This window comes from Spiroplasma sp. hyd1, assembly GCF_016082235.1.
In the GTDB taxonomy this organism is placed as follows: domain Bacteria; phylum Bacillota_I; class Bacilli_A; order Mycoplasmatales; family Mycoplasmataceae; genus Spiroplasma; species Spiroplasma poulsonii.
Genome location: NZ_JXYY01000036.1, coordinates 1 through 13,687, shown reverse-complemented (window position 1 = coordinate 13,687; position 13,687 = coordinate 1). Strand labels below are relative to the sequence as shown.

General features: G+C 29.4%; 11 protein-coding genes. 10 read left to right on the top strand and 1 reads right to left on the bottom strand.

Annotated elements, in window-relative coordinates; genetic code table 4:
• Window positions 1-181: 181 nt before the first annotated feature.
• Entirely contained in the window at window positions 182-997 is an 816-nt protein-coding gene (gene plsY, locus TS70_RS04455) for a glycerol-3-phosphate 1-O-acyltransferase PlsY (RefSeq protein WP_198049533.1), read from the bottom strand.
• A gap of 126 nt (window positions 998-1,123) precedes the next feature.
• Here plsY and parE point away from each other — a divergent pair, with 126 nt between their 5' ends.
• The 10 genes from parE to TS70_RS04405 form a co-directional block, all read left to right on the top strand.
• Window positions 1,124-3,064 carry a DNA topoisomerase IV subunit B gene (gene parE, locus TS70_RS04450; protein WP_198049532.1) on the top strand — a complete coding sequence of 647 codons (1,941 nt, stop codon included), beginning with the start codon at window positions 1,124-1,126 and terminating at the stop codon, window positions 3,062-3,064.
• Between the two features lie 5 nt (window positions 3,065-3,069).
• The gene (locus TS70_RS04445; protein WP_052443507.1) at window positions 3,070-3,987 is read left to right on the top strand and encodes a hypothetical protein; all 918 of its coding nucleotides are present in this window, start codon (window positions 3,070-3,072) and stop codon (window positions 3,985-3,987) included.
• 2 nt (window positions 3,988-3,989) lie between these two features.
• On the top strand, window positions 3,990-7,151 hold the full coding sequence (gene parC / locus TS70_RS04440; protein WP_198049531.1) for a DNA topoisomerase IV subunit A: 3,162 nt from the start codon (window positions 3,990-3,992) through the stop codon (window positions 7,149-7,151).
• Window positions 7,152-7,229: 78 nt separating this feature from the next.
• Window positions 7,230-8,030, top strand: a complete 801-nt coding sequence (locus TS70_RS04435) for an ATP-binding cassette domain-containing protein (protein WP_127092963.1) — start codon at window positions 7,230-7,232, stop codon at window positions 8,028-8,030.
• Entirely contained in the window at window positions 7,978-8,757 is a 780-nt protein-coding gene (locus tag TS70_RS04430) for a hypothetical protein (RefSeq protein WP_040093694.1), read from the top strand. Before TS70_RS04435 ends, TS70_RS04430 begins: the two co-directional genes overlap by 53 nt.
• Before the next feature lie 115 nt (window positions 8,758-8,872).
• Window positions 8,873-9,022 (top strand): 50S ribosomal protein L33, encoded by a 150-nt coding sequence (gene rpmG / locus TS70_RS04425; protein WP_040093693.1) that lies wholly within the window; start codon window positions 8,873-8,875, stop codon window positions 9,020-9,022.
• A 110-nt stretch (window positions 9,023-9,132) separates the two neighbouring features.
• The gene (locus tag TS70_RS07750) at window positions 9,133-10,029 is read left to right on the top strand and encodes a GNAT family N-acetyltransferase (RefSeq protein ID WP_232332468.1); all 897 of its coding nucleotides are present in this window, start codon (window positions 9,133-9,135) and stop codon (window positions 10,027-10,029) included.
• Entirely contained in the window at window positions 10,002-10,178 is a 177-nt protein-coding gene (locus tag TS70_RS07745; protein ID WP_174842685.1) for a hypothetical protein, read from the top strand. The genes TS70_RS07750 and TS70_RS07745 overlap by 28 nt, the downstream gene beginning before the upstream one ends.
• Before the next feature lie 189 nt (window positions 10,179-10,367).
• Complete coding sequence (locus tag TS70_RS07735; protein WP_198049530.1) at window positions 10,368-13,178, top strand: cation-translocating P-type ATPase; 2,811 nt, start codon at window positions 10,368-10,370, stop codon at window positions 13,176-13,178.
• A 164-nt stretch (window positions 13,179-13,342) separates the two neighbouring features.
• A partial coding sequence (locus TS70_RS04405) for an agmatine deiminase family protein (RefSeq protein WP_198049529.1) occupies window positions 13,343-13,687 on the top strand: 345 nt, incomplete at its 3' end.

Below are 13,687 nucleotides of genomic sequence, written 5' to 3'. Positions count from 1 at the left end.
TANTTTATTTTCTTTTAAACAAGAAGCAGGATGATATAATAGCAATTGAGATTATAATGGTAGTGATAAAATTAATGCTAATGGAGGAGGCTATGATGGAACTTTTATTTTTGGTAAAGCAAGATTCCATTATACACCATTTTATCATTATGGGGATAAAACTTCTATTCAAAAAAAATAATTAATATAAATTATTAATTATTTTTTTAACCGCATTATTTTTAGGATTGGTTGTAATATTTCCGGTTGCTAAATCAGATTTTCCTTTAAAATCATAAGGTTTTTCAGTTCCTTTAAATAAACGAACAATATTTTGATGGTGTTTAAAAATTAAGAAAATCGCACTTAAAGTAATAACAATATTAATTAATGCTAAACTATCATAATAATTATTATAATTAACATAATGTAAGTAATTCATTCAAACAACATGTGAGTTTTGTAGTAAATCACCATTAAAATTAATAACATTAATTCCGCTTAATTGAGGAATTCAACATAAAGCACCGGTAAATAAAGCCGCTAAAATTGAAGAAACAGAAACACGTTTTCAAATAAAGATTGTAGTTCATCAGACGATAGTTGCAATTAAAAAATAGTAGGGATTAGTCATCCATAATAGTCCTAAAAAAGAAGAAACTGTTTTTCCTCCTTTAAACTTATAATAAATTGGATAAGAATGTCCAATTAAGACAAAGAAAGCTGGAACATAATAACTAGTTGAACCAAAATTAACACCGTTAATATTAATACAACTAATCCCAAACGCAATAAACATTGTTATTGTTACTTTTAGCATGTCCAAAAACATAATACCAAAACCTCATTTTTTCCCTAAGACACGACTAGTATTTGTGGCTCCAGCATTTTTTGAATGATATTCTCGAACGTCAATTTTATAAAGGGTTTTACTAATAAAAATGGATCAACTAAAAGACCCAATTAAGTACCCAATGATTGCAGCAATTACTGTTCCTACATATCCGTATAATGTCATTTCGTCACCTCTCTTTTACTATTATTATAGTATATTAGAAATAATTTTGTAAATAATTGTAAATAAAACTAGTATAATATATGATAGTTATAGTAAAAAATTAGAATTAAAAGGAATGATTAAAATATGAGTACAGAAAATAAAACTTTAAAATATGATGAATCATCAATTCAAATTCTAGAAGGATTAGATGCAGTTCGTAAGCGTCCGGGAATGTATATTGGGTCAACTGATGTGCGGGGGTTACATCATTTAGTTTGAGAAATTGTTGATAACTCAATTGATGAAGCATTAGCAGGGTATTGTACCGAAATTAATGTTACTATTCATAAAAATAATGCCGTTACCGTTCATGATAATGGGCGTGGTGTGCCAACAGGAAAACATACTTCGGGAAAATCAACCCCAGAAATTATTTTTTCAGTTCTGCATGCTGGAGGAAAATTTGGTGGTGATGGGTATAAAACATCGGGAGGATTACATGGTGTTGGTTCTTCTGTTGTTAATGCCTTATCATCAGTTTTTGATGTTAAAATTTATCGTGATACAAAAATTTGACACATTAAATTTGGTAATGGTGGGCAAGTAAAACAACCATTAACAGAAATTGGAACAACAAATGAAACAGGAACAACTATCACTTTTTTACCTGATTCAAAAATTTTTAAAGTAATTGATTTTTCATTTACAACCATTTCAGAACGAATTCGTGAATCAGCATTTTTAAATAGTGGTGTTAAAATTACATTAACAGATGAACGTGCGGATAAAACAGTTGAGTATCTATTTAATAATGGGTTAGAAGAATTTATTACTTATATGAATGAGGGGAAAAAAAGCATTACCCCAATTGTAATGATGAAAGGCCTTGAAAAAGAAATTGAAGTTGAAGTTGCTTTACAATATTCAACTGAATTTAATGAAAATTTACTTAGTTTTGCTAACAATGTTAAAACAAGTGAAGGAGGAAGCCATGTTGTTGGGTTCCGTAGTGGTTTAACAAAGGTTATTAATGATTATGCGCGAAAAGAAGGATTATTAAAAGAAAAGGATAAAAACTTAGATTCAACTGATACGCGAGAAGGTTTAACAGCAATTATTTCGGTAAAAGTTCCAGAAAGTTTAATTCAATATGAAGGACAAACAAAAGGGAAATTAGGGACTTATGATGCTCGAGCAGCAGTAGAAATAATTGTCACAAAACAATTTGGGTTTTGATTAACAGAAAATAAAACAAGTGCTTATGCTATTATTGAAAAAGCGTTATTAGCACGGAATGTTCGTGAAGAAGCTCGTAAAGCCCGGGAAGCGGCACGAAATAATAAAAAACGAGGAAATAGTGACCGATTATTAACTGGAAAATTAACACCAGCCCAAAACCGCAATAAATTAAATAATGAAATCTTTTTAGTGGAAGGGGACTCAGCGGGAGGAAGTGCTAAATTAGGGCGTGACCGTCGCTTTCAAGCAATTTTACCATTACGTGGAAAAGTAATTAATGCTGAAAAAGCAAAATTACAAGACTTAATGAATAATGAAGAAATTAATGTAATGATTAATGCAATTGGTGCTGGAGTTGGAAATGCCTTTGACATTGAAGATGCCAATTATGGAAAAGTAATTATTATGACTGATGCTGATACTGATGGAGCGCATATTCAAACCTTATTATTAACATTCTTTTATCGCTATATGCGCCCATTAATTGAAAATCATCGGGTTTATATTGCGTTGCCACCACTATTTAAAATCTTAAATACTAAGAATAAAAGAATTGATTATGCTTGAGATGAAAATGAACTAAGAATAAAATTAAACACCTTAAAAGATAAGTTTGAATTACAACGCTACAAAGGCTTAGGGGAAATGAATGCTGAGCAATTGTGAGAAACAACAATGGACCCTGAAACACGCCAATTAATTTTAGTAACAATTGATGATGCTCTTATGGCAGAACGACGAATTGTAACTTTAATGGGTGATGATGCTAGAAAACGAAAAAACTGAATTGATGAAAATGTTAAGTTTACGTTAGAAGATGATTTTCAAACAATTATTAATCAATAAAGGTTATGATGTTACTACCAGCAATTAAAACATTAATTACTGATTTAAATCAAACGAATGTAAAACTTAGCCAATATCAAAATTTTCAGTTATGAATTATTAACCTTAAAGAAAAAGAAGATATTATCACATTAGAATTATTAACATCAAATAATAGTGATGATAGCGATTATCAAGTTGTTAATGCAATTGACATCGCATCTGATGATCACGACACGTTAACTTGATGTTATGCAATCTTAGATTTAACAAAACAACAAACAATAACAAAAGAAGCCTTTTGAAGTAAAGTTACTGAACAACAACAAAAACTTTATGTGTTAGAGGAAAGTAGTGGCATCTATGTCTTAACAAAGAAAGGCGTTAATTTTTTTAAAGATACTACGATTGAAGAGGAATTAAATTACTATAATTATAATATTTTAACAATCTTAATATCATTACGAAAGATTAATGATGCTCCTAATTTAGAACCAAGAAAAGATCATGGGCAAATAAACTTTATTGGAGAAAATAAGAAGAATTTAATAATAATGAAAACAACAAGTTATAAATTAATGTTAATTGAGGGTTGCCTTGTTTATCAATGTGAAGTTGATTGGACAGCACAAAAGGGTAATTATTTAATTAAAACAAATGCTACCATTTATGATCAAACTAACTTTGTAATGACAAACAATGAAAAAATGCTATCCCAATTGTTCGATTTAACGAGGTTAATGAATATGGTTAATGAACGAACATTAGAATATTATCGAACATTATTATTGTTGAAACATCAACAACAACTATTTGTTTATGATAAACAATCAGATTGTTGAACCTTAACAATCCTAGGGCAGAAATTATTTTATCAAATTGATTATCCAAAATTTGTCATTAATCCCAATATGATGAAATTTAAGTTAGAGAAAGGAATATAAAAATGAGCAATAGCGAAAAAACAAATGAATTAATTTATACCTTAAATGATATTATGGCTGAACGTTTTGGCCGTTATGCAAAATATATCATTCAGGATCGTGCTTTGCCTGATGTTCGTGATGGTTTAAAACCGGTGCAACGGCGAATTTTATTTGCAATGAATGAATTACGGTTAACTTTTAATAGTAGTTATAAAAAATCAGCACGGATTGTTGGGGAAGTAATTGGGAAGTATCATCCACATGGTGATACTTCAGTTTATGATGCTATGGTCCGCTTATCACAGAATTGAAAAGTTCGTTATCCCTTAATTGATATGCATGGTAATAACGGTTCAATTGATGGTGACCCGGCGGCGGCAATGCGTTATACGGAAACACGATTAAGTGAAATTTCATCATTTTTATTACAAGATCTTGATAAAAAAACAGTTGCTTTTGCTCCCAATTTTGATGATTCTGAACAAGAACCAGTTGTATTACCAGCATTATTCCCAAATTTATTAGTTAATGGTTCAACGGGGATTGCCGCTGGATATGCGACAAATATTCCACCACATAATTTACATGAGATCATTGATGCAACAATTCATTTTATTAAAAAACCAAAAAGTAAAATTACTGAGTTAATTAAATATGTTAAAGGACCAGATTTTCCAACCGGAGGAATTATTCAAGGTAAAAATGGGATTTTAGAAGCTTATCGAACCGGAAAAGGTAAAATTATTATTCGAAGTAAAATTAAAAATGAAAACAATGCCTTAGTTATTACTGAAATTCCATATGAAGTTGTTAAACAAGACTTAGTTAAAAAAATTGATGATATTAAATATAATGAACCAGGGTTAAATATTAAAGAAGTTCGTGATGAAACTGATCGTGAAGGATTACGAATTGTGGTTGAACTAGGTAAACAAGCTAATTTTGAAATTGTTCGTAAATTTTTATTAAAAAATACTAATTTACAAGTATCATATAATTTTAATGTTGTTGGAATTGCTAAAAAACAACCATTACAATTAGGATTAAAAGAGATTTTAACTTATTATGTTGAACATCAGCACGAAGTTGTCACTAATCGTTCCCAATTTGAATTAGCTCGTGCGGAAAAACGATCAGAAATTGTCGCGGGATTAATTAAAACCATTAGTATTTTAGATGCAGTTATTACCACAATTCGCCATTCAAAAGACCGTACTGATGCGATAAATAACTTAGTTGCTAAGTTTGTCTTTAGTAAATTGCAAGCAGAATCAATTGTACAATTACGTTTATACCGTTTAACTTCAACTGATATTTTACAATTAGAAGCAGAACAAAAAGAATTAATTGCGACAATTGCTGATTTAAAAGCAATTTTAAGTGATATTAATAAATTAAACCATGTTATTATTCGGCAATTAGAATTAATTAAAAAAAGATTTCATAGTCCTCGTCGTAGCATTATTGAAGATGAAATCGAAGCAATTGAAATTGAAAAAACCGAAACAATTATTGAAAAAAATTTAAATATTTGAATTTCACGGGATGGTTATTTAAAAGCCTTAGAAAATAACCAACTGGTAAAATTAACAACAGAAGAATTTAAACGTAAACCAGGTGATTTATGAATTGCTGATTTTCAAGCTAATAGTTTAGATAAAATTTTATTAATTACTTCAAAAGGGAATTATGTTATTATTCCTGTTTATAAAATTAAATCCGTTCGAATTAAAGATATTGGTGAACATGTTAACACGATTTCCGAATTACCAGGAGAAGAAAAGATTATTAGTGCCTTTTTACTAAATGATTTTAATAAACCAGAACAATATATTATGTTAGCAACAAAAAATGGGATGATTAAAAAAACAGCAGTAAAAGATTTTGAAGCAACAAGAATTAGTAAAGCAATTAAAGCGATTAATTTAAAAGGCGATGATGAAGTTGTTGCCAGTCAATTAGTTGATAAACATTTATATGTTGTTGTAACAACAGTGAATGGGTTTATTGTGAAATATAAAGCAAAAGAAATTCCAGCGTTAGGATTACGAACAGCCGGGGTTAAGTCAATTAATTTACGAGATGATACTGTTGTTGGTGCTGGATATTGTAAAGAAGATACACTTGTTTTTATTACAAATCTTAATGCTGGAAAGAAAATTACAATAAAAGAACTACCATCATCAACACGACCAGTTAAAGGAACAAGAATGTTTAAAGTTAATAAAAAAGTAACTGAAGTAGTAAAATGAATTTTTCTGGCAAAACAGCATGATACCTTACACATGTTAAATCAGCAAGATGAAATTATGTTGTTTAATACTGATAAATTAAATGTTCATAAATTAGAACGTTCAACAGATCCATTAGGTGTTGAAAACATTGTTGATATTGTGATTCCACAATATTATAATTTAAAAATAATTCATTCGAGAAAAATGGTTGAACATCATAGCGAAAAACCAGCAAAAAGTCATCTTTTTCATTATGACCAGAAAAAACAACATCATAATGTTAAACCAGTAGATGATATAACTAAAACAGTTAATTCTACGGTTAATAAGTCAGCTCCGGACCAAAAAAGTAAAGAAAAAACAAATTCTCTAAATGATAGTAATAACGATGATGAAACTGACCTCGTTGTTAAAGCAAACCTAGTTTTAGAACCTATAGAATCTATCATTGAACCAAAAGAAGTAGGATCAGCACCAATTGAACTTGTTGAAATCAAGGTAGATTTAATAACAAATGAGATCCAAAAACAGCAAGAAAAACCAAGTGCTGAATTAAAAATAACCGAACCAATTCAAAAACATATTACAACACAAAAAGCGAAACCAAATCTTGGTAAAGTAGTTACAACTGTTGAGACTTTAATTAAAGATAAAAAAATTAAGACATCGGAAAATAAAAACTTCAATAAATTATCACCAACCCCACCAAAAAAAGACCCGCGCTTAGCACGATTAAAAGCAATTGAAAAAGCACCACCAGGAACAATCATTGTTGGGTTGAAAGATGTGAAAACGAAGAATCAACAGCAAACAATGCAAAAAGTTGATTTTACAAAACCAAAAAAGAAACGAATTGATAAAAATAAATTTAAAAAAGATTTAGAAATTGAAGAAACAAAAGAATTAAAAATAACAATGTATGATCTTCTTGATAAAGATAAAATATAATAAAAATCAGTCAAATTTTGACTGATTTTTATTATATAATTTTAATAATCTAATAAATAGAAATGGGAGCGATTAGAAATGACTAATTTAACAGAAGACTTTTTAGTTAAAGGCGTTAATATTAATAAATTTTATCGCAAACAACATGTTTTAAAAAATGTTAATTTAACGGTTAAAAAAGGCGATCGAATTGGAATTGTTGGTCCAAATGGAACAGGGAAAACAACTTTATGTGAGATTCTCGCCCAACTTCGTCGTGTTTCTGATGGAACTAGTGAAAAGAAATTTGGGGTTCGGATTGGGATGCAATTACAAGAATCAAAATATCCGAAAGGAGTTACTGGTTATGACATTCTAAACTTATATTTAAAAGCTTATAACTTACTTATTTCACCAAACGAAATTTATCAATTGCTATTAGATTTACAAATAGAAAAAATAATGAATAAAGACATCAGCAAATTATCAGGAGGACAACAACAAAAAATTAATATTTTATTAGCCTTAATTGTTGACCCTGATTTAATTATTCTTGATGAATTAGCAACAGGATTAGATTTAGAAATTAAAGATAAAATATATGAAATATTAAGCACCTTCTTAGCAAATAAGGATAAGGCATTATTATTAATTTCACATAATATGGAAGAAATTGAAAAATTTTGTGACACTTTAATTTTTATGGTTCATGGTGAAATTACAAAAATATCAAAAGTTCATGATGTTATTAGTGAATATGGTAGCGTTGAAAAATGTGTCAAAAATCAGTTTAAAGAATATCAAATTGGTGCTTATAACCAAGATTATAGAACAGGAGCAATGGAAAATGACAAATGAGCAAAAAACTGAGCAAAATACATCGATAAAAACAAAAAATAATTGCTTAGTTAGTGAAAAAATTAATTTATTTGCACTATATAGTTTTTTTCTAAATTATTTACGTCGTCAAAAATTAGTCTTAGCTTTTGCGGTTGTTATTATTCCAATTGGAATTTTGTGTCAAGCGATTTTTGCTAATCGCCATGGTCCGGAAGTAATGGCCTTATCAATTGGGATTACGTTTATTGCAACTGGTACTAGTGTTGCAATGTATATGATGATGGGATTTTTAATTGATTTAAAAATGTCTGTTGTTTATAAACGAATTGGATTATTAGAAATTAAACCCTTTGGGTTTATTGTCATTGTTTATGTCTATTGTTTTACTTTGGTATTAATTGCTGATTTATTAGTGTTAATCGCTAGTTTTATTATTACTGCTGCGTTAAAAATTAATTTTGGAACGGTTTATAATTTTGTTGTTTTCATCTTTTTCTTTATTTCAATTTTTATTACTGCTTTAGCAATTAGTTTAATGATGATTGCTGTTATTTTAATAAATTCACGAACTGTCCAATCATTAGTAACCGGAATCTTTAGTATTTTATTTGTTGGGGGCGCATTTATTATCGCTGCTTTTATTCCAGTTTTATTTGGTGGTGATTATAAATACGCCTTATTGTCTTTTACGGGCTTAAGTATTAGTTTAGGGATTATTCTGGATTCAATTCTTTTAACAGGGCTTTTAACATGGTTAATTATGAGGATTTTCCGGTGAGATAATTAAAATATTGCGAAAAAGAAGGTAAAATTAATTGGCAAAAGGAGATTATTTTGCTATGATATACTTGTTGCAAAATTTAGCAAAGAATTATGTTTGAACAGAAAAGAGGAATAAATAAATGCGTGAAGGAATAATTTTGCGTTGTGATCAATGTAAAGAAGAAAACTATATTGCAAAACGTGATAAAAAGAAACAACAAGAAAAGTTAGAAGTAAAAAAATATTGTTCAAAATGTAACCAACATACTTTACATAAAGAAAAAAAATAGTTCCTAACCAGGAACTATTTTTTTATGATTTAGTTATTAAGCAATTTTGTGTTATGATTATTAAGAACAAAATCTGATAAACAAAAATAATCAATAAGGAGTAAACAATAATGATTCGACGTGCAACAATCTTAGATCAAAACCAAATTGAAGAATTACGCCAAAAAGCATTGAGTAAAGTTAGCATTGAAGATTATAGTTTGTTACAACAAAGAGCAATTTTAGAACAATGAAAAGATGAAGACTTTTGTAAAGTGCTAAGTGAAGAAGAAGGTTATGTTATTGTCTTTGACAATAAAATTTTAGCTTTTGGATCATATCATGCGGAACAAAATCAAATTACTCAATTGTATGTTGACCCCGAATATCAAGGATGATATTTTGGTAAAAAACTATTACAACAATTAGAAACAGTTGCTCAAACAAATGGTTTTTTAGATATTACTGTTAATGCTTATTTACCAACTGTTGCTTTTTTCAAAAACATCATTATAGTGCCATTAAAAAGAATTTACACCAGTATCAAGACCAAGAAGTTATCACATTTTTTATGAAAAAATACTTTTAATCTAACGAAAAGCGGGTATAATTTTACCATAGAACAAAGGAAGGATTTATTGATGTTGACAAATGGAAATTTAGATGCAAAAACATTAAAAACATTTAATTTTTTAAATTCTTTGAAATTAAATTTTCTTTCAATTGAACGAATTTTAAAAATGAAAACAGAATTAACATTTGACCAAAAAACAGTAATTCTTGGTTTACTTCGAAAACAACATAATATGAAAACTAACCTTTATCGTCATTATCAACCTGTAAAACAGCACAAGCCACGTCGGATTGCAAAACCAAAAGGACAACAAGTAACAAAAAAAGTAGCAAAAACAACAGGAAAACAAACAGAAACAGCAAAAAACAAACAGAAACAGCAAAAAACAAACGCCAAATTCATATTACAAATATTAGAAAAACGCATTTGTTTCCGCGGCAAAATAATCTGTTAGAATTAACAAAACAAAAGATTAACGCATTACGAAATGCTGTTCATACTTACAACCGGATGGGACAAGGCGCTATTAAATGACAAAATCCGTATTATACTAGTTTTCGATTAAAACAAGAAAATAATACTAAACGTCATAAAAATTTATAAAATGATTTTAAGTTATTAAAATCATTTTTTATTTTTACTAGGTTAATGCCTTAAAATCGTGATGTTTTTTATTAATAATTTTTAAATTACAGATTATCAATTAATAATTAATATCAAATTTAATATGTCAAATCAATATTTTTCAGGTATAATAATTATTAAAGCAAATGAACAGAAAGGTTAAATACTATGGAAGAATATATATCCCAGTACAATAACAACCTAGAATCTTCTTTACAAACTAATTTTGAAATTGGTTTAACAACTGACGAAGTTATCGTTCGTCAAAAACAATATGGTAAAAATGAGTTACCAAAAGGAAAAGTAACGCCATGATATGTTATTTTTGGAAAAGCTTTAATTGAGCCAATTCAATTAATTTTAATTGCGGCGGCAGTTATTTCTGTTATTGCTCCATTAGTTGGGAATAATTGAAAATTAAAAGGAGCATATTTTGTTGATTTTACGGTAATTGGAGCTATCGTTATTCTTGATGCAATCTTAGAAACGGTGCAAACAGTAAAAGCCCGTAAATCAATGGTCGCATTAAAATCGCTTTCTAAACCAAAAGCCGTTGTAATTCGAAATGATCTACAACAAGAAATTCCCGCCCATGAGTTAACTGTTGGTGATATTGTTATTTTAGAAGCTGGAAAATATGTCCCAGCTGAATTACGAATTATTGAACAATCAGATGTTTTTATTGATGAAGCAATTTTAACTGGTGAAAGTGTCCCAGTTCATAAAACAGCTAAACCGATTGAATCAACAACAATTTTAGCAGAAATGAAAAACATTGCTTTTATGTCAACTTTTATTACGGCTGGTCGTGCGGTTGGGGTTGTGATTAAAGTTGGGCAACAAACCCAAATTGGAAAAATTGCGACAACTATTAACGAAACAGAAGAAAGTCCAACAAATTTAGAAAAAAAACTAACAAAATTTTCATATTGAATTGCAGGATTAAGTTTTATTATTGCAATTATTATTTTCATTGCGTTATATTTTAGTGGCAATAAAAGTGGTTGAACAAACTATTTAATGGTTGCCATTACTTTAGCAATTGGGGTTATTCCAGAATCATTGGCCGCTGTTGTTTCAATTACCTTATCATTTTCCACAAAACGAATGGCAAAACAAAATGTTATTGTCAAAAAACTAGCTAGTATGGAAACACTAGGTAGTGTTAATGTTATTTGTACCGATAAAACTGGGACTTTAACAGAAAATAAAATGACAGTAAAAAAAGTCATTATGAATAATAATATAACTACTGCTGAAACATACCAAGGTGTTAATCATGATCAACACCAAGATTTATTTTTAAAAGCACTGGTGCTATGTAATGATAGTGTTAATGAAGATAAAGAACGAATTGGTGATCCAACCGAATTAGCATTAGTTGATTATGCTGAATTATTTGCATATGATGAACAAGATTCGCGTGACAAATGAGAACGGATTGATGAAGTTCCGTTTGATTCAGAACGAAAACTAATGTCAACATTAAATGTCATTGATGGTGTCAGTACGACTTTTACAAAAGGAGCATTAGATAGTTTATTACAATATTGTGATCGCATTATGATTGAAAATAAAATTTTAACACTAACGGATGAACATAAAGCAGAATTATTAAGATTAGCTGATGATTTATCAACCCAAGCATTACGAGTGTTAGCGTTTGCTTATAACACTAATTTTGATGATGAACAAGACCCCGAAGCATTAGAAAATAATTTAATTTTTTTAGGAGCAGTTGGAATGATTGACCCTGTTCGGCGCTCAGCAGTTGAGGCTGTTAAGAAAGCACATGCTGCTGGGATTGAAGTTGTCATGATTACTGGTGATTATGCAACAACAGCCTTAGCAATTGCGAAAGAATTAGATTTAGCTTATTCTGAATATGAAGTGATTTCTTCAGAACAATTAAATGAAATGAGCGATAAACAGTTAATTCGGATCATTGATAAAATTAAGGTTTTTGCCCGAGTTAATCCCGAACATAAAGTCCGCATTGTCAATATTTTGCAACAAAAAAAATATTTAGTGTCAATGACTGGTGATGGGGTTAATGATGCTCCCAGTTTAGTTAAAGCTGATATTGGTGTTTCAATGGGAATTACCGGAACTGATGTTGCCAAACAAGCAGCAGATGTTATTCTAACTGATGATAATTTTGAAACAATTATTAAAGGAGTTAATGAAGGCCGTAATGTTTATCAAAAAATTCGTCGTGCAATTACCTTTGTCATTGGTGTTAACTTAGCTAATGTTTTATCAATTTTTATTTTATCTTTAATTAATCATGTTTCACCTGTCGAAGCAACTGATATCTTATGAATGAACTTGGTAATTGAATCAATTTTGGCAATTTGTATTGGAATGGGGGATAATGACGATACTTTAATGCAAGTAAAACCGTTACAAGGTGAAAATTCACTCTTTCGGAAGATTTGAGGATCAATGTTACGCATTACCATTTTAACAAGTGCTGTTTGTATTGGAGCATATTACTTTGGAATGAGTTTTGTCCCTGCCGAGGATTATCAAGCATATGGTTATCAAACTGTTTTTGACTTTTTACGTAGTAGTGATCCAATGATTACCGTGGAAATGAAATTACAAATGTCTGATTTTGGGCGAACATCAATTTTTCTAGTTTTAACTTGTGCGCCAAGTATGTTTGTCAATACTGTTACCTTATCTGATTGAAAAATAAAAGCACAATTTAAACCAATTATTAATCGCCCATTAATCTTTGCAGTCATTGGCGCAGTGTTATTAAACATTATAATGTTATTTATTCCATGAATTAATAACAAGGTTTTAAATCTAAATGATTTAGAAGTTTATACTCAAAGTAACTGGTATTTTGTCCCCGCTTGTTTAGCAATGGCAATGATTCCAGTAACAGTAATTGTGATGACTGATGCCCTTTATTTTTGATGACATCATAATCTAAAACAATGTTTCCAACGAATTGGACAAAAAAAATAACTCTTATTTTAAAAAAAATAATTTTTGATATAATATTGTTATATTTATTATTGAAGGAGTCGAAAAAAATGAGTAAGTTATTAACAACAACCCCAAAACAAGATGGTTTTTATATGCCAATTGAATCAACATAACACCGTAGTACTTGAATGTTGTGACCACACATGAAGGATAACTGACATGATGATAGTAGACCAGCGCGAGCAACATTTGCTAAAATTGCCAATGCAATTAGTAAATATGAGCCAGTTAAAATGATCATTAATTATGAAGATTCCACCGAAGCACGAGCAATGTTAGATGAAAATGTTATTTTAGTTGAAATTAAACATTTTGATAGTTGAGATCGTGACATGGGACCGCTTTATGTTATTAATAAGCAAGATGAACGGCGTGTCGTTAATTTTCAGTTTAATGGGTGAGGAATGCAAAATGTTCCTGAAATTAATACCCCTGATTTTAAATGAGATTATACCGTTGATGATCAAGTTAGCAAAGTCATTAGTGAA